Annotated in this window: 16 protein-coding genes; 8 read left to right on the top strand and 8 right to left on the bottom strand. The window is 62.1% G+C overall.

Going from position 1 to position 16,535, the window contains the following annotated elements:
• Nucleotides 1–4 precede the first annotated feature (4 nt).
• The 7 genes from ACCD05_RS15450 to ACCD05_RS15420 form a co-directional block, all read right to left on the bottom strand.
• Nucleotides 5–1,090 (bottom strand): glycerol dehydrogenase, encoded by a 1,086-nt coding sequence (locus ACCD05_RS15450; RefSeq protein ID WP_413393764.1) that lies wholly within the window; start codon nucleotides 1,088–1,090, stop codon nucleotides 5–7.
• Nucleotides 1,081–1,854, bottom strand: coding sequence for an SDR family NAD(P)-dependent oxidoreductase (locus tag ACCD05_RS15445; protein WP_413393763.1), 774 nt, complete (start codon nucleotides 1,852–1,854; stop codon nucleotides 1,081–1,083). Before ACCD05_RS15445 ends, ACCD05_RS15450 begins: the two co-directional genes overlap by 10 nt.
• The gene (locus tag ACCD05_RS15440; RefSeq protein WP_413393761.1) at nucleotides 1,854–2,537 is read right to left on the bottom strand and encodes an HAD family hydrolase; all 684 of its coding nucleotides are present in this window, start codon (nucleotides 2,535–2,537) and stop codon (nucleotides 1,854–1,856) included. The genes ACCD05_RS15445 and ACCD05_RS15440 overlap by 1 nt, the downstream gene beginning before the upstream one ends.
• Nucleotides 2,534–4,036 carry a xylulokinase gene (locus ACCD05_RS15435; protein ID WP_413393759.1) on the bottom strand — a complete coding sequence of 501 codons (1,503 nt, stop codon included), beginning with the start codon at nucleotides 4,034–4,036 and terminating at the stop codon, nucleotides 2,534–2,536. Before ACCD05_RS15435 ends, ACCD05_RS15440 begins: the two co-directional genes overlap by 4 nt.
• A 27-nt stretch (nucleotides 4,037–4,063) precedes the next feature.
• Nucleotides 4,064–5,041, bottom strand: coding sequence for an ABC transporter permease (locus ACCD05_RS15430; RefSeq protein ID WP_413393757.1), 978 nt, complete (start codon nucleotides 5,039–5,041; stop codon nucleotides 4,064–4,066).
• Nucleotides 5,042–5,054: 13 nt separating this feature from the next.
• The gene (locus ACCD05_RS15425) at nucleotides 5,055–6,569 is read right to left on the bottom strand and encodes a sugar ABC transporter ATP-binding protein (protein WP_111562354.1); all 1,515 of its coding nucleotides are present in this window, start codon (nucleotides 6,567–6,569) and stop codon (nucleotides 5,055–5,057) included.
• A 128-nt stretch (nucleotides 6,570–6,697) separates the two neighbouring features.
• Nucleotides 6,698–7,669, bottom strand: coding sequence for a substrate-binding domain-containing protein (locus ACCD05_RS15420; protein ID WP_111562353.1), 972 nt, complete (start codon nucleotides 7,667–7,669; stop codon nucleotides 6,698–6,700).
• Nucleotides 7,670–7,865: 196 nt separating this feature from the next.
• Between ACCD05_RS15420 and ACCD05_RS15415 the strand changes: the two genes are divergently transcribed.
• The 6 genes from ACCD05_RS15415 (at nucleotide 7,866) to ACCD05_RS15390 (ending at nucleotide 12,892) form a co-directional block, all read left to right on the top strand.
• Nucleotides 7,866–8,492: a glucose-6-phosphate isomerase gene (locus ACCD05_RS15415; protein ID WP_413393754.1), complete on the top strand. Its 627-nt coding sequence runs from the start codon at nucleotides 7,866–7,868 to the stop codon at nucleotides 8,490–8,492.
• Between the two features lie 25 nt (nucleotides 8,493–8,517).
• Nucleotides 8,518–9,171, top strand: a complete 654-nt coding sequence (gene eda / locus ACCD05_RS15410; protein ID WP_413393752.1) for a bifunctional 4-hydroxy-2-oxoglutarate aldolase/2-dehydro-3-deoxy-phosphogluconate aldolase — start codon at nucleotides 8,518–8,520, stop codon at nucleotides 9,169–9,171.
• Complete coding sequence (locus ACCD05_RS15405) at nucleotides 9,168–10,121, top strand: shikimate dehydrogenase family protein (protein ID WP_413393750.1); 954 nt, start codon at nucleotides 9,168–9,170, stop codon at nucleotides 10,119–10,121. Before eda ends, ACCD05_RS15405 begins: the two co-directional genes overlap by 4 nt.
• Before the next feature lie 2 nt (nucleotides 10,122–10,123).
• The gene (locus tag ACCD05_RS15400) at nucleotides 10,124–11,053 is read left to right on the top strand and encodes a phosphoglycerate dehydrogenase (RefSeq protein WP_111562350.1); all 930 of its coding nucleotides are present in this window, start codon (nucleotides 10,124–10,126) and stop codon (nucleotides 11,051–11,053) included.
• 84 nt (nucleotides 11,054–11,137) lie between these two features.
• On the top strand, nucleotides 11,138–11,926 hold the full coding sequence (locus ACCD05_RS15395; RefSeq protein ID WP_413393747.1) for an MBL fold metallo-hydrolase: 789 nt from the start codon (nucleotides 11,138–11,140) through the stop codon (nucleotides 11,924–11,926).
• An 87-nt stretch (nucleotides 11,927–12,013) separates the two neighbouring features.
• A complete protein-coding gene (locus ACCD05_RS15390; protein ID WP_111562348.1) occupies nucleotides 12,014–12,892 on the top strand; it encodes an SIS domain-containing protein in 879 nt (292 codons plus the stop codon).
• Nucleotides 12,893–12,897: 5 nt separating this feature from the next.
• On the opposite strand, the gene ACCD05_RS15385 is transcribed toward ACCD05_RS15390, so the two are convergent.
• On the bottom strand, nucleotides 12,898–14,301 hold the full coding sequence (locus ACCD05_RS15385; protein ID WP_413393745.1) for an FAD-binding oxidoreductase: 1,404 nt from the start codon (nucleotides 14,299–14,301) through the stop codon (nucleotides 12,898–12,900).
• Between the two features lie 302 nt (nucleotides 14,302–14,603).
• On the opposite strand from ACCD05_RS15385, the gene ACCD05_RS15380 reads away from it, so the two are divergent.
• Nucleotides 14,604–15,617 (top strand): ABC transporter substrate-binding protein, encoded by a 1,014-nt coding sequence (locus tag ACCD05_RS15380; protein ID WP_111562542.1) that lies wholly within the window; start codon nucleotides 14,604–14,606, stop codon nucleotides 15,615–15,617.
• Nucleotides 15,618–15,712: 95 nt separating this feature from the next.
• A complete protein-coding gene (locus ACCD05_RS15375) occupies nucleotides 15,713–16,531 on the top strand; it encodes an ABC transporter ATP-binding protein (protein ID WP_111562346.1) in 819 nt (272 codons plus the stop codon).
• Nucleotides 16,532–16,535: the final 4 nt, after the last annotated feature.

The raw sequence follows: 16,535 nt of genomic DNA, 5'->3' as shown, positions 1-16,535 counted from the left end.
TCGATCAGATCAACCCCGCCAGCGCCTCGATCACCATTGCTTCGGTGACCGGCATCGGCTCGTTATGGATGATTTCGCCGGCGCGGCAGGCGCGCCGCGCGACAATTTCCAGCTTCTCCCGGGAAGCCTCGGCAATCCCGATATCCGCCAGCCGCGTCGGCAGACGCACCGATCGGCAGAAGTCGCGAATGCGCACGAATTCGTCATGCCGGCCCTGGATCGTCAATCCGGCCAACACGCCGATGGCAACCTTTTCACCGTGCAGGTGATGATGCACATCCTCCAGCTCGCAGAGGCCGTGATGGATCGCGTGCGCGGCCGCCACGCCTCCGGATTCAAAGCCTATTCCCGACAGGAGGATGTTGGCCTCCACGACCCGCTCGATCGCAGGTCCCGCCGTCTTCGCATCGCATTCCGTGAGCGCCGCGGCGCCGAAATCCAGGATCGTTTCCCGGCAGAAACGCGCCACCTCGAATGCAAGCGGAAGGCCGGGCATCTTCATGCAGTTGAAGGCACCGCTTTGACGGCAGGCATCCGCCTCATACCAGGTTGCCAGCGCATCGCCGATCCCGGCCGCGAGGAAGCGCGCGGGCGCGGCGGCGATCAGGGCCGTATCGGCAAGAACCAGATTTGGATTGGCAGGAAGGAAGCTGTCATAGGCGACGGTGCCGTCCTCGTTATAGACGACCGCGAGCGCGCTGCACGGTGCATCAGACGCGGCGATGGTCGGCACCACGATCACTGGCAATCCGAGATCACGGGCGGCCGCCTTTGCCGTATCGAGCGCCTTGCCGCCACCGATACCGATGACGACATCGGCTCCCGCGGTCCTGGCGCGGGCGACGAGGCTAGCGATCTCAGCTTCCGAGCATTCTCCGCCGTGACGCACGATCTCGACATCTGCGTGACCATCGAAAGTGTCCGACACGGACTTCTCAAGCATTCCGAAAACGCCACGGTCGAGCAACGCTACTGCCCGCTTGCCATAGGCTTGCGCCTCCTGCCCCAGCAGCCCGATCGCGCCTGCCGCCTGGATGTAACGGCCGGGGAAGCGTGCGCCGCGCGGCTTGATGCCGGTCGTCACCAGCATACGTAGCCTCCATCGGCGAGCACGATCGAGCCCGTCATCAGGCTGGACGCGTCGCTGGCGAGGAACAGGATGACGGAGGCGACCTCGTCGGTGCGGCCAAGCCTGTTCATCGGCGTGCCGCCGACCCAGTGTCGATACATCTCGGCATCCTCGTATACGTACTTGTTCATTTCCGTGTCGATATAGGTGGGCGCCACCGAATTGACGCGGACGCCGCGCGCGCCCCACTCGGCGGCGAGCGACTTCGTCAGATGGTGAACGGCGGCCTTGGAGGCATTGTAGTTCGCCTGCTCCTGCGGGCGATTGACAACGAAGCCGGACATCGAGCCGACATTGACGATGGTGCCGGAGCCTCGATCGAGCATCGACTTGCCGAACGCCCTGCAGCACCAGAAAACGCCGTTGAGGTTGACGTCGATCACCTTGTTCCAGACGTCGTCGGCCATGGTCTCGGCCGGATGATTGCTGATGGCGATGCCGGCGTTGTTGACAAGGATGTCGACCCGGCCATGGCGGGCGACGATCTCGTCATGGGCCGCGTGCACGGCTTTCACATCGGTAACATCGAGCACAACGCTGTCGACCGAGTACCCCTTGGCGGCGAGCGTCGCCGTTGCCTCCTTGAGAAGCGCATCGTTCATGTCCGTCAGCACGACTTCTGCTCCAGCTTCCGCCAGCGCCTCGACGGCGGCGTAGCCGATCCCGCGCGCGGCGCCGGTGACGACGGCAATCTTGTCGGTGAGCTTGAACTTATCGAGATACATCAGTCGCATCCTTGAAGGGTCGATTGCAAAGGAAAGGAAGAAAGTAAGCCGGCGAGCGTTGAAGCCAGATCGTTGGGATCGGCCAGGATCGCGGCCGGCGGAAAGACGAGGTCGGTCCTGTGCGGCTCCGGCCAGCCGATGACGGCCATTCCCGCGGCAAGACCAGCAACGGCGCCGGGGATGCTGTCCTCGACCACGATGCAGTTTTCGGGGCTGACGCCAAGCAGATGCGCCGCCCTGCGATAGGGTTCGGGATCGGGCTTTCCGCACACGACGTCGTTTCGGCTGACGGTTACAAGGCCAGGCTGCTGCAGGCCAACGGCCCGCAGGTTGGCATCGACCAGCTTACGGTCGGAATTCGAAACGATCGCAAAAGGGGTACGTGTTTCCGCAAGCAGCCTCAGAACGGCATCGACGCCATGGCGGCGCTCCAGCCTGGCGGCATCGGCCAGATAGCAGCGATACTTGCCTTCGACATGGTCTGCGAAGGATGGCTTGAAACCGATCGTCTCCCGCAACATTGCATGGCAATCGGCGCCGCTCATGCCTGTCATGCGATCGGCAAGCTCATCAGGCACGCGATATCCCATCTGCAGCAGGGCTTGTTTCATGGCATCGAAATGCAGCCCCTCGCTATCGACTAGGGTACCGTCCATGTCGAAAAGTACGGCTCTCTCGGTCATTGCGGCAGCCCGTCGAGATCGTCGTAAAGGGCCTGGCTATGCGCGTAGAGTTTTTCGAAGAAGGACTGCATAGGCCGATAGGTTTCAGCCCAGCGCGGATCAGGTGTGATCTCCTGCGCGTAGGAGACAAAGGCACCGGCTGCATCCTCCACGCTTGAAAACTGCCCCGTCGCCGCCGCCGCCATGATCGCGCAGCCGACGAGGCCGCATTCCGGCTCCGATGGAACGAGGATCGGAATGCCGTAGACGCTGGCCTTGATCTTCATCCAGAGTTCGGTTTTCGCCCCGCCACCGGACGCGATGACCCGCTCGAGCGGCGCGCCCGATATGCGGTCGAGAATATTGATGTGGCGCTTGGTGGCGAAGGCGACGCCTTCGAGAACGGCGCGATGCATATGCGCAAGACCATGCGCGGCGCCGATCCCGAAGAATTGCGCGCGCGCGTTGCGATGCTCGCCAAGCCGCTCGCCGGTGAGATAGGGCATGAAGAACAGCCGATCGGAGCCTGCCGGCGCTTCGGCTGCCTTTGCGACAATGTCCTCGTAGGAGGATTTCTTCTCGTCGAACGCCCGTCTTGCCCAGCGCATGGCGTCGCCGCCGGACTCCAGAAGCATGAAGGCGCCCCAATTGCCCTCGACGGTACCGACGTTGCAAATAGATGGGTCCAGCAACGGCTTGGCGGCGATCGCGGTGATGATCGCCGACGTTCCCATTACCTCCGAACCCACGCCCGGACGGCAGACGCCGGACCCGAGCAAGGCCACCGGATAATCGGCCCCGCCGACCAGCACCGGCGTGCCCTGGCGCAGCCCCGTCTCGATCGCGGCGCTTTCGCTGACGGCACCGAGTATCTCGGTCGGATTGCGCAGCGGCGCCAGCTTATCGGCATCGAGCCCCAGCAGCGCGATCATCTTGCGCGACCAGTCTCCGCTGCGGGGGTCCATCAGAAAGCTTGCACCGCCATCGTTGCGATCCATGGCGATCTCGTCGGTCAGGCGCAGATTGACATAGTCCTTCGGCATCAAAACGGCGGATGCCTTGCTATAGGCCGACGCATCGTTGTCGCGCAGCCATTGCAACTTGAAGCCGGGCCAGGCGGGCGTGGGCGGGTTGGCGCAATCGGCCAGATAATCGCTCGGCGCATGCGTGGCCTCGAAGGCCGTCACATAGTCGACGGTGCGCTTGTCGTTCCAGAGCGGCGCGGTCTCGCGCACCAGTTCGCCATCGTCCCCGACAAGTACCGTGCCGTGCATCTGGCCGCAGGCTGCGACGGCAACCACGCGAGAGCGCGCATCGGCAACCTCGCCCAGAACCTCGCGGACCGTGGCGACGACGCCCGCCCACCAATCCGCGGGGCGCTGCTCCGCCCAGCCGAACTGTGGAACAATCTGCTCGTGCTCGCGGCCGCGGACCGCAAGAATTTGTCCCTTGGTATCGACGAGGGCGGCGCGAACGCTGCCGGTCCCAACATCAATGGCAAGGAAAAGATCATTTGGCATGCTATTTACCCCTGCGGGAGGCGGACACTACTTGCGAAACCAGTTGGAGGCATATTGCAGGAGCATCGCACCGATGATGATGCAGCCCATGAAGACCTGCTGGTGGTAACCGGGCACGCGGGCAAGGTTCATCATATTGGCGATAATGCCAAGCACAAGCACGCCGATGAAGGTGTTCATGACCCCGCCGCGACCGCCCATCAGGCTGGCCCCGCCGATGACGACGGCAGCGATTGCATCGAGCTCCGAACCGACGCCGATATTGGCCGAACCGATGCCCGTGCGGCTCGTCGAAACGATACCCGCCGCGGCCGCCAGAACGCCGGAGATCACATAGACCGCTGTCGTGTAATAGGCGACGGGAATGCCGGACAGCCTCACGGCCTCGACATTCGAGCCGATCGCCTTAACCAGGCGGCCGAAGCGCGTGAAGGTCAGAACGATACCGGCGATGACGAACACGATCGCCATCAGCACGACCGGATAGGGAATGGTTGCGATCGAGCCGGAGCCAAAGGTGGTGATCCAGATCCCGGCGTCGCCCATCTGAATGGGTTGTCCGGCGGAAACGATCAGGGAGAGACCACGCGCGACCGTCATCATCGCGAGCGTCGTGACGAAGGGCGGCAGTTTGAGGAAGGCGACGAGGACGCCGGAGGCAAGGCCGCAGGCCGCGCCGGCGATCAGCGCGGTCGCGACCGCTCCGCCGGTGCCGTAGTCCTGAATGATGATCGCCGACAACACGCTGCCGAGCGCCGCCACCGAACCGACCGAGAGATCGATACCCCGGGTGAGGATGACGAAAAGCATGCCGATCGCCATGAGGCTGGTGCCGGCGCTTTGTCGGAGAACGTTGATGATGTTGCGCTGGGTCAGGAAGACGTCGGACATCGAGGTCGCCACGATCAGCAGGGCGATCAGGATAGCCAGCGTGCCGTAGCGGTGCAGGATGTTGGAAATGTTCAGCGAAGGCGAACGGTGAGCGGTTTCGGTGAGTTCGGTCACGGCTTTAACCCAATCAGTTGCTGGTCGCGATGGCTTCGGCCTGTGAGACGGTATTGACCATCGCCAGCTTCAGCAGTTTCTCTTCGGTGTAGTCTTGCGGGTCGAGCGACCCCGTCAGTTCCCCCTCGCGCATCACGAGAATGCGGTCGCACAGCCCGAAAAGCTCGATATGCTCGGACGAGATGACGAGCACCGCCCTGCCCTCGGCTGCAAGCGACTTGATGAGCGAGTAAATCTCGGTCTTTGCGCCGACATCGACGCCGCGCGTCGGCTCGTCGAAGATCAGAAGGTCGCCATCGGCGTGGAACCACTTGGCGAGCACGACCTTCTGCTGATTGCCGCCGGAAAGGCTCGATGCGGGATCGTTGAGGCTGCCGGCCTTGATGCGCAGGCGCGCTGCCAGCTTCTCGACGGTCGCGCCTTCGGCCGCCCGCCGCACAAAACCGAACGCATTGACCAGCGGCCCGAGCTTCGACATCGTCGCGTTGACGCGGATCGGGAAATCGAGGACGAGCCCCTGCTCCTTCCGGCTTTCGGGAACAAGGCCGATGCCTGCCTTAACGGCAACGCGCGGGTTGTTCACGCGCACTTCCTTGCCATGCAGAAAGATCTTGCCCGAACGGGCCTTCTCGGCACCGAAGATCAGTCGCACCAGCTCGGTGCGACCGGCGCCAACCAAGCCGCCAAGCCCGACGATCTCACCTGCCTTTACGGAGAGCGACGCGCCACGGATGCGCGCGCCATCCGAGAGCTCCTCGATCCGCAGCACTTCCTCGCCGATCGGCCGCTCGAGATCGTCGCCGAAAAGAGCCTTCAGCGATCGGCCGACCATCATGCGGATGACGTCATCGATCGCGACATCCTTTCGCTCGACGGTCTGGACGGATGCACCATCCTTCATGACCGTGATCCGGTCGGCGATGCGGAACACCTCATCGAGGCGGTGAGAGATATAGATGATGCCGACGCCGCGCTCCCGCAGCGTCCGGATGATGCCAAGCAGGCGTTCGGCATCCTGCACGGAGAGAACCGCGGTCGGCTCGTCGAACACCATCACGCTGGCATTCTTGGAGAGCGCCTTGGCGATTTCGACGACCTGCTGATGGGCAACGGAGAGATCGGACACGGTCGCGGATGGGGAGATCGAAAAGCCGAGGCTGGAGATAAGCTCCGCGGCGCGCCGGTTGAGGTCTCGCCATGAGATGAGCGAGGGAATCTCGGCCAGAAAGATGTTTTCCGCCACGGTGAGATCCGTCGCCAGCGCCATTTCCTGGTGAATGATGGCAATGCCCTTGTCGAGCGCGTCCGTCGGCCCCTTGAACCGCTGCTCGGCCCCGCGAACCTTCACGCTTCCGGATTCCGGGACATATTCGCCACCCAGAACGCGCATCAGCGTCGATTTGCCGGCGCCGTTCTCGCCGAGCAGGGCGTGAACCTCACCGCTGCGCAACGCAAAATCCACGCCTTGAAGGGCGCGTACCCCGCCGAAGGATTTCCGGATGCCGGTGAGCTCAACAACAGTTTCCATAGCGTCACATTCTGCCTGTCACGACCAAGCCGCGCTCTGCGGCGGCACCGGCGCGAGCCGGCTTCGGAGGTCATTGAATGGATGGCCGGCGAGGACGAAGCCGCGCCGGCCGCAGGGAGGATCCGGTCTTAGAATACCGCGTCCTTCTTCAGGTACTTGTCGACGTTGTCCTTGGTGATCGCGGTCGGCGTCGTGTAGGTGATCTTGGAGATATCGCCGGGCAGCTTGCCATCGAGCGCCTTCTTGGCGAGATCGACGGCCGTGGCAGCGACGAGCGCCGGATCATTGAGACCGGTTGCGCCATACTTGCCGTCCTTGATCGCCTGCAACGCCTCCTTCTGGCCATCTGCGGCCGCCAGGAACAGCACGTCACCCGACTTGTTTGCCTGCTCAAGCGCCTTCTGCGCGCCGAGCACCATGGAGTCGTTTTCGCCGAGCACGACGTTGACGTCAGGGTTCGCGGTCAGAAGGTCTTCCATGGCCTTCAGGCCGCCTTCATTGGTCCAGGCGCCCCAACCCTGGCCGACCACCGTGAAGTTGGCACGGCCTTCGTTGCGCAGCTGGCCTTCGGTCAGACCTGCCAGCACGCCCAGGCGGCGCTCCTGGCCGACTTCATTGCCCTTGTCACCGGAGATCAGCGCGATCTTGAGTTCCTTGCCCTTGGTCGCATCGGCGAGCCACTGACCGACCAGAAGGCCGTTCTGCGAATTCGAGGACTGGACCAAAGTTACGAAATTGGCCTGCGCGTCGATCGTCGAGTCGATGACGAAGACCTTGACGCCCGCTGCGGTGGCCGCGTTGACGGCCGGAACAAGGCCCTTGCTGTCGCGCGGATTGATGATCAGCGCGCCGACGCCCTGCGCGACCATGTCTTCGACGTCGGCGACCTGCTTGTTGAGATCGTTCTGGCCATCGACGGAGATGACTTCGCAGCCGAGCTCTTCGGCATGCTTCTTCGCCGAGACTTCCTGTGCGGCGAAATACGGCGCGTCCAGCGTCTTCATCGAGATGCCGATCTTGCAATCGGCCGCCTGCGCGGTCGCCATGGCAAGTACCGATGCGGCTGCGCAGAGCGCAAGCGTCATTACAGTCTTTTTCATTTTCGTTTCTCCTCCGGGTGAGCGCTTCAAGCGCAAGCCATCTCCTGGCTGAAATGTAGCGTAGTTACATGAATTTTTCCCGTCAACATATTTTTTGTTCAATTTCTACGTTTTTGCAGCGCAATATAGCCTAAAAATTTCGCTTGCACGTGTTTTCATATCTATTTATGTAATTCTACTACCAAACGGAGGATGCATGATGATGCGGGAACCAGTCTCAAGCGTTGTCGACACGATCGGCGGCGGAATGAGCGGAAACACCGGGCGCTACGAGAAGCGCCTGAGCGATCTCAATGGGCTTTACGCCGACGAAGCCGCGTTCGACGCGGTGCTCGAGAAGCTCGGCGATGTCGTCGTCTATGACGTGGAGGATTTCCGCCCGGGAACGCACAGCGGCGACCTCATCTACGGCGTTACGCGCATGAGCGCAGGCAAGATCGCCGACGAATTCTTTCTGACGCGCGGACATATCCACGCCAAGGCGGACCGGCCCGAGATTTATTACGGCCAGAAGGGCCTCGGACTGATGCAGCTCGAATCGCCGGCAGGCGAGACGCGCATCGTCGAGATCGGGCCGCAGACCATCTGCTACGTGCCCCCCTTCTGGATTCACCGCTCCGTCAACATCGGCAACGAGGATCTGGTGATGGTCTTCGCCTACCCCTCTGATAGCGGCCAGGATTACGGGATCATCGAATCCTCCCGTGGCATGCGCCACCGCGTCGTGAGCGACGGAGCCGACGGCTGGAAACTCATCGAGAACCCCGCCTATCAGCCGCGCAACGAGGAAACGGTTCGCGCGCTGATGAAATCCTACACCTGATCGACAAGAGCTTGCGGAGAATGCCATGACACATCCTATCGACCTCATCGCCGGTCTCGGCGTCGTTCCCGTTATCGCCATCGAGCGCGCCTCGGATGCGGTGGCACTCGCCGACGCGCTGCTTGAAGGCGGATTGCCGGTGGCCGAGATCACCTTCCGAACCGAGGCCGCAGCCGACGTTCTGGCCGCCATGCGCGACGGCCGCCCCGAATTGTGCATCGGCGCAGGCACCATCCTCGACCGGGCCAACCTGAAGAAGGCAATCGCATCCGGTGCGCGTTTCGGCCTGGCGCCAGGTTTCGACCCCGACATCGTCGATGCCGCCAAAACCGAGAACCTGCCCTTCTGCCCGGGGATCATGACGCCATCCGATCTGACGCTCGCGGCCGCGCGGGGTGTGCGACTGGCGAAGTTTTTCCCCGCCGGCGTAGCGGGCGGCCCGAAGGCGCTCGCGGGCATTTCCGCCCCCTTCGCCCATCTCGGTATTCGCTTCATCCCGACGGGCGGCGTCACCGAGGCAACGATCGGCGAGTGGCTGGCGCTGCGCCAGGTGATCGCCGTGGGCGGCACCTGGATCGCCAAGACCGAAGACATTCGCGAGGGCCGCTTCAAGGATATCGCGAGAAACGCCGCAACTGCCGTCAAGGTCGCCAAGGAAGCTCTGGAGAAGCGCGCGTGAGCACCTACGAACCCGCAACCAGCCCGACGCTCTACTTCATCGGCGTGACGACGGGCAAAAGCTCGATCATGAAGGTCTTTCCCGCCTGGGCGGATTATCTCGGACTGAAGGGCGCCGCGATCAAGGGCATCGATTTCCGGCTGCACGACGATCCCGCAGCCTATCGCAAGGCAGTCGAATTCATCCGCGATGACCCGCTGTCGATGGGCGCGCTCGTCACCACCCACAAGATCGATCTCTTTCACGCCTGCAGGGACATGTTCGACGTGATCGATCCGCATGCACTGCTGATGGACGAGACCAGCTGCATTTCGAAGCGGGACGGAAAGCTGATCTGCCACGCCAAGGATCCGATCTCTTCCGGCCTGTCGATCGACGGCTTCCTCGGTAAAACCTACTTCGCCGATAACGACGCCGATCTGTTTTCGATGGGTGCCGGTGGATCGACGATCGCGCTGACTTGGCATCTGATGCGAAAGAGCCGCGGCAGAAACGTGCCGTCGCGTATCATCGTGACCAATCGCAGCCAGCATCGCCTGGACGAGATCAAACGCATTCATGAGCAGGTCGAGTTCGACGTGCCGGTCGAGTATCTGCTGGCCGAACGCGCTGAAGACAACGACAAGGTTCTCGCCACCTTGAAACCCGGCTCGCTCGTCATCAATGCCACCGGCCTCGGCAAGGACGCGCCCGGCTCGCCGCTGACGGATGCTGCCGTCTTCCCCGAACGCGCCGTCGTCTGGGATCTCAACTACCGCGGCGAGCTCGTCTTTCTCGACCAGGCCCGTCGTCAGCAACTGGAGCGATCGCTGCGCATCGAGGACGGCTGGACCTATTTCATCCACGGCTGGACGCAGGTGATCGCCGAGGTCTTCGACGTCGCGATCCCGACCTCGGGTCCTTCGTTCGATCGCATATCCGAGATCGCCATTCAGTCCGCGGGGAGATGAGCATGAACCAGCGTATTCTCGTCACACCGCGTTCATTGACGCAGGAACCGCATCCCGATGTCGAGCGGATGCGCGAGCAGGGCTTCGAGATCGTTTATTCCACCGCGGGCGCAATGCCGAACGAGCAGGAATTGATCGACCTAGTGCCGGGCTGCGTCGGCTGGCTTGCCGGCGTCGAGCCGGTCACCCCTAGGATCATCGAAGCGGCGGCGGCCTTGAAGGTCATCAGCCGCAACGGCGTGGGCGTCGACAACCTTCCGATCGATATGCTCAGGGAGCGTGGCGTGAAGGTGATGATCGCCGAGGGCGCCAATTCCATGGGCGTGGCGGAGCTTACGATCGGCCTGATCTTCAGCGCCCTGCGTTCCATTCCGCATTCGGATGCCGGCATCAAGGCCGGTGGCTGGCCACGGTTGCGCGGTGCTGAAATCCATGGCCGCACCGTCGGCATCATCGGCTGCGGCGCGATCGGCCGGGAGGTTGCCCGCATGGTGATCGCGCTCGGCGCGCACGTCGTCGCTTTCGATCCGGCGCGGCCGAATCTCGATCTTCCGTCGAGCGCATTCTCCTATGCAGAGGTCGACGACATCGTTGCCGAGGCCGATATTTTGAGCCTGCACTGCCCCCTACCCCGCGACGGCTCGACCTTCCTCGATCGAGGCCGTATCTTCTCGGCGAAAAAAGGACAGGTTATCGTCAATACGGCACGTGCGCGGCTGGTGGACGAGGACGCCTTGATCGAAGCGCTCGATCTCGGGCAGATCGGCTCCTATGCCACCGACGTCTTCGAGCAGGAGCCGCCTGTTTCGCTCGAGCTGGCCGCGCATGGACGCGTGATCGCAACGAGCCACATCGGCGGCTTCACCGCGGAAAGCGTCGACCGCGCCACACGAATAGCGGCCGACAACCTGCTCTCCGTGTTGTCAGCCTGAGGTCTCACCATGCGCGCCAGGCTGACAGAGACGCCGATACGAGAACCACTGACCGAGCGATTGAAACGGCCATCGACCGGGCAAGTGAAAATATACTGGCTCGGTCAGGCCGGATTCGTCATCGACATTGCCGGCATGCGGCTTGTCATCGATCCCTATCTTTCCGACAGCCTGGCCGCAAAGTACCGAAACACGGCGCGACCGCATGTGCGCATGATGCCGCCGCCCGTGCTCCCGAACGAGATCTTCCACGTCGATCTCGTGCTTTGCACGCATGCCCACACAGACCACATGGATCCCGGCACCTTGCCATTGCTGCTGGCGACCAATCCTGGCGCCAGGTTAGTGGCACCCCGCGCGGCTACGGCTCAGGCCATGGAGCGCTCGGGCGTACAAGGCGATCGGCTCATTCTCGCCCGCGCCGGCGAACCCATCTCGCCGGCTATGGGTATCGAGATCATGCCGACGCGCGCCGCGCATGAGACGCTGGAAACTGACACGGACGGCAACCACCGATTTCTCGGCTATGCCATCCGAACGGGAGGTACATGCATCTGGCACTCCGGCGATTGCATTCCCTTCGACGGGCTCGAGGACGAGGTGCGCCGGTTACGGCCGGATATTGCTCTCATGCCGGTCAATGGCAGACGCGCCGCGCTTTCGCAAAACGGCGTTCCCGGGAACTTTTCGCTTCACGAAGCAATCACCGTTGCCCGGCGTGTGGGCGCTGCCGACCTGATCGCGCATCACTACGGGCTCTTCGACTTCAATACCGAGCGGCCGGAGACAATCGACGCCGAGATCGCTGCGACGACCGGTCTCGGTTTGCACCGCGCCAGGACCGATATCTTATACACCTTGCAAAATGAGTAGCCGGCCTTTCGCTGCACGACGCGATCTTGCTCTTAAACCTTTAAACTTCTAGCCTTCGCAGTCGAAAATGCAGGAAAGGCGATCCGGATGGATAGCGACATCAGAAGCAGCAACGGCCGCAACATCATCGAAGTCATCAGGACGATGCGGCCCGAATTGCGCAAATCCGATCGCAAGGTCGCCGACGTCGTTCTCGACGATCCGCGCCGGATCATGAATGCGACCGTCGGCGAAACGGCGACGCTGGCCGAGGTCAGCCAGCCGACCGTCCTTCGCTTCGCCACCGCAGTTGGCTGCAACGGGTTCCAGGATCTCAAGCTCCGCCTCGCGCAAAGCCTCGCCTTTGGCACGCCGGCAACGCATTCGGTGCTCTTGGATACCGACGAGCCGGAGGTGATCGCCGAGAAGATCTTCGACTACACCATGACCAGCCTCGACTGGGCCCGCTCGAAGCTCGACAAGACCGCCCTTCACAAGGCCATCGACATTCTGGCCGCGGCCCGATCGATCGTATTCTTCGGCTTTGGAGCCTCCGGCATCGTTGCGCGCGATGCGCAGCAGAAGTTCCCGCTTTTCGGCGTACCGTGTGGCGCGGAACTCGATTCCCACCAGCAACTGATGGTCGCCTCGATGATGAAGGAAGGCGATGTCGCTTTCGTCATCTCCAATACCGGCACCACCCGATCGATCATCGAGATCGCCCGCATCGCGCGCGACAACGGCGCGGTCGTCATCTGTCTGACCGGTTCGGAATCGCCGTTGACGCATTATTCGGACGTCGCGCTGATCGTGGAAACGCTCGAAAACACAAACATGTATACGCCGACCATATCGCGCATCGCGGCACTTGTTGTCATCGACATCCTCTCGACCAGCGTCGCCATGCGCCGGCCCGAAGGCGAGCGGACGCGCATCAACCAGATGAAGCGTCAGCTGAGCGACATGCGTAAGATGCAGCCGATCTGATCCAGTCAGAACAGAACGCCGGGGTTCATTCGCCAATCGGGATCGATCGCCGTCTTGAGAGCGGCAAGCAACTGCACCCGCGTCGGATGCAATCCGGCACGGAAGTCGTCCATTTTCTCGCGCCCGATGCCATGCTCGGCGCTTATACTTCCCTGGTAACGGAAAAGAACGTCGTTGATGATGGTCTTGGCTCGCTTGATGATCGTGTCGCGTTCGCCATCGGGCGTTCCTGCCGGCGGCAACACATTCAGGTGGACATTCCCGTCTCCGACATGTCCGTAGGATATTGCCAGGCACCACGGTAGAGCGCCTGCAAGCTCGGCCTCCGCCTCGGCCACGAAGGCTGCGAGGTTGGAGAGCGAGACCGACACATCGGTGCGCAGATGCCGGCCACGCTTGACCTGTCCCTCGACCATGCCCTCACGAAAGCTCCACAGGGTCTTTGCCTGGCTCTCAGAGGCGGCAATGACACCGTCGAGAATGAGGCCCTTTTCCATTCCCAACTCGAGAAACCGCTGCATGAGATCCGCCATATCGACCAGCCCGGAACCTCCGAGCTCCATCAGTACATAGGCCTCATATTCCCCGGAGAGGGGCATGACGAGGTCAGGCATGGCGGCCTGCGCCAAGGGGAACGCCTCGGGCGGCATGAACTCGAACGCCGACATTAGATCGCAGCATTCCCTGCGCGCCAAACGATAGAGCGCAACGGCATCGGCGAGAGAGGCTACTGCGAGCAACGCGGTCTCACGCTGCGTCGGCAGGGGTGTGAGCTTCAGCGAGGCCGCCGTGATGATGCCGAGCGTGCCTTCCGAACCGATGAACAACTGCTTGAGATCGATCCCGCGATTGTCCTTGCGCAGCGTCGAAAGACCGTTCCAGATCTCGCCATTCGGCAGCACGACCTCGAGGCCAAGCACCAGGTCGCGCGTCATGCCATATCGCAGGACATTGATCCCGCCGGCATTGGTGCTGACATTGCCGCCAATCTGGCAGCTGCCCTGCGCGCCCAGTGCCAGCGGAAAGAACATGCCGTGTTCAGCAGCACACTCCTTCGCCGTGGACAGGATGCAGCCAGCCTCCACCGTCATCGAGAAATCGTCGGGAGAAATGGCGCGAATCGTGTTCAGCCGCTCCAGGCTTAGAACGACATGGTCAGATGGCGATTGCGGTAGCGCTCCACGCACGAGACCGGTGTTGCCACCCTGTGGCACGATGGCGAGGCCAAGATCGCGTGATGCTAAAACCGCGTTAGCCACGTCGGTTACCGATCGAGGCCGGATCACGGCAACGGCCGCACCGGCGGTGTCGCGATGCCAGTCTCGCAGGTATCGATCCATGCTTTCACCATCGGCAAGAACGAGATCGTCGCCAAGCTTTGCGGCTAATCGTTTGGATAACATGGACATTTGCAGCCCTCCTGTCTTTAGAGGGCCTGTTTACCAATCTTCCGTTGAGCGACCAATAGTATAGGTGATGCTCAACGCTGCTCTGCCCGATGGGTGGCGCTCCAGCTAGTGCAACGGCAGGAATGCCTGCATGATTACTTCATCGCATCGCAGTCCTTTGGCCCTCTTTTCTTGAACCTGCGGCGCGACGCTGAAAGCTGGTTGAAAGCTTGGACCGGATAGCTACAAGGCTGCATCGTGGAGGAGGCACAATGTTCGTGACGAAGTGCGATGCGCCCAAATTGTATTCGGAGGAGACTTTCATGCGTTTGACACGCAACCTTTTCAACGGAATCGCGCTTTCTGCAATCGTCGCCGCGGCAGCCTTCGGTGCACCCGCCGCGCACGCAGCCGACAAGATCACCATCATGGTCGGCGGTTATGAAAAGCAGATCTACCTGCCCGCCAAGCTCGCCGAAAGCCTCGGCTATTTCAAGGATGAAGGCCTTGATGTCGAGCTTCTGAACGAAGCCGCCGGCGTCGATGCCGAGAACCAGCTGCTCGCGGGCGCCGTTCAGGGCGTCGTCGGCTTCTACGACCACTGCGTCGACCTGCAGGCCAAGGGCAAATTCGTCGAATCCATCGTCCAGTTCAGCCAGGCGCCGGGTGAAGTCGAGCTCGTTTCGACCAAGCATCCCGAAATCAAGTCGCCGGCCGATTTCAAGGGCAAGACGCTGGGCGTTACCGGCCTCGGCTCTTCGACCAATTTCCTCACCCTCTATATGGCATCCAAGGCCGGCCTGCAGCCGGGCGATGTCGTGACGGTTCCCGTCGGCGCCGGCGGCACCTTCATCGCCGCCATGCAGCAGGACCAGATCCAGGCCGGCATGACGACCGAGCCGACGATTTCGCGCATGCTGAAGACCGGCGAAGCCAAGGTTCTCGTCGATATGCGTACGCCTGAGGCGACGCGCCAGGCGCTCGGCGGCACCTACCCCGCGGCCTCGCTCTATCTCGAGACCTCATGGGTCGACGAGCACAAGGAAGAAACCCAGAAACTGGCCAACGCCTTCGTGAAGACGCTGAAGTTCATCAACACGCATTCGGCAGCCGAAATCGCCGACAAGATGCCGAAGGACTTCTACGTCGGCGACAAGGATGGGTACATCAAGGCACTGGACGAAGGTAAGGGCATGTTCACGCCCGACGGCGTCATGCCCGAAGATGGTCCGAAGACGGTTCTGGCCGTGCTGTCCGAGTTCTCGAAGAACGTCAAGGGCAAGCAGATCGATCTCTCCAAGACCTACACGACCGAGTTCGTCAAGAACGCGAAGTAACTTCCGTCGCGACGGGTGGCCCGCCGATCGGCGGGACCGCCAGCGCGCTATGGGCACTGCGTGCACGCCCGCAGAGGCACGCATAGGTATTCGCCATGCAACAGGAAAACACCAAGACGCCCGCCGTCGAGCTGATCAATGTCAGCCGCCGCTTTGTCTCGCCGACCGGAAAATCGCTGACCGCGCTCCGCGACTTCAACATGACCGTTGAACGCGGCGAGTTCGTCGCCGTCGTCGGCCCGACCGGATGTGGCAAATCGACGACGCTCAACCTCGTGACCGGCCTCGCCCGCCCGAGCGCAGGCGAAGTTCGCCTGATGGGTGGTCCGATCACCGGCATCGACCGCCGTGTCGGCTTCGCCTTCCAGACCGATGCGCTGTTCCCTTGGAAGAACGTCATCGACAACGTCATGGCCGGACCGTTGTTTCGCGGGAAGTCGAAAGCGGAAGCCGAAAGGAGCGCCAAGGACTGGCTTGCTCGCGTCGGCCTGTCAAAGTTCCTGCATCACTATCCGCACCAGCTTTCCGGCGGCATGCGCAAGCGCGTCTCGCTGGCGCAGACCTTCATCAACGAGCCGGAGATCCTCTTGATGGACGAGCCCTTCTCGGCGCTCGACGTCCAGACGCGCACCGTCATGCACGAAGAACTCCTGAAGCTCTGGGCCGAACGGAAGGCTTCAGTCATCTTCGTAACCCACGACCTCGAGGAAGCCGTGGCGTTGGCCGACAAGGTTTACGTGCTGACGGCAGGCCCCGCCACCGTGAAATCCGTCTACACGATCGATCTTCCGCGCCCGCGCGTCGTATCGGAAATCCGCTACGAACAGAGCTTCATCAACTATTGCAAGACGATCTGGGACGACCTGCGCGAAGAGGTGGAAACCAGCTACCGCCGCGCAAGCGAAGCCGCCTGAGGAG

The organism is Rhizobium sp. Rhizsp42 (assembly GCF_047304155.1).
Taxonomy (GTDB): Bacteria; Pseudomonadota; Alphaproteobacteria; order Rhizobiales; family Rhizobiaceae; genus Rhizobium.
Note: the sequence above shows the minus strand (reverse complement) of the source record. Positions and strands in the feature narration are given on the sequence as shown.

Excerpts from the sequence above, each read along its gene's own strand:
- ACCD05_RS15385 (WP_413393745.1), bottom strand. The coding sequence starts at position 14,301 with ATGTCCATGTTATCCAAACGATTAGCCGCAAAGCTTGGCGACGATCTC.
- ACCD05_RS15375 (WP_111562346.1), top strand. The coding sequence starts at position 15,713 with ATGCAACAGGAAAACACCAAGACGCCCGCCGTCGAGCTGATCAATGTC.
- ACCD05_RS15415 (WP_413393754.1), top strand. The coding sequence starts at position 7,866 with ATGATGATGCGGGAACCAGTCTCAAGCGTTGTCGACACGATCGGCGGC.
- ACCD05_RS15420 (WP_111562353.1), bottom strand. The coding sequence starts at position 7,669 with ATGAAAAAGACTGTAATGACGCTTGCGCTCTGCGCAGCCGCATCGGTA.
- ACCD05_RS15380 (WP_111562542.1), top strand. The coding sequence starts at position 14,604 with ATGCGTTTGACACGCAACCTTTTCAACGGAATCGCGCTTTCTGCAATC.
- ACCD05_RS15390 (WP_111562348.1), top strand. The coding sequence starts at position 12,014 with ATGGATAGCGACATCAGAAGCAGCAACGGCCGCAACATCATCGAAGTC.
- eda (WP_413393752.1), top strand. The coding sequence starts at position 8,518 with ATGACACATCCTATCGACCTCATCGCCGGTCTCGGCGTCGTTCCCGTT.
- ACCD05_RS15450 (WP_413393764.1), bottom strand. The coding sequence starts at position 1,090 with ATGCTGGTGACGACCGGCATCAAGCCGCGCGGCGCACGCTTCCCCGGC.
- ACCD05_RS15435 (WP_413393759.1), bottom strand. The coding sequence starts at position 4,036 with ATGCCAAATGATCTTTTCCTTGCCATTGATGTTGGGACCGGCAGCGTT.
- ACCD05_RS15425 (WP_111562354.1), bottom strand. The coding sequence starts at position 6,569 with ATGGAAACTGTTGTTGAGCTCACCGGCATCCGGAAATCCTTCGGCGGG.
- ACCD05_RS15445 (WP_413393763.1), bottom strand. The coding sequence starts at position 1,854 with ATGTATCTCGATAAGTTCAAGCTCACCGACAAGATTGCCGTCGTCACC.
- ACCD05_RS15400 (WP_111562350.1), top strand. The coding sequence starts at position 10,124 with ATGAACCAGCGTATTCTCGTCACACCGCGTTCATTGACGCAGGAACCG.
- ACCD05_RS15440 (WP_413393761.1), bottom strand. The coding sequence starts at position 2,537 with ATGACCGAGAGAGCCGTACTTTTCGACATGGACGGTACCCTAGTCGAT.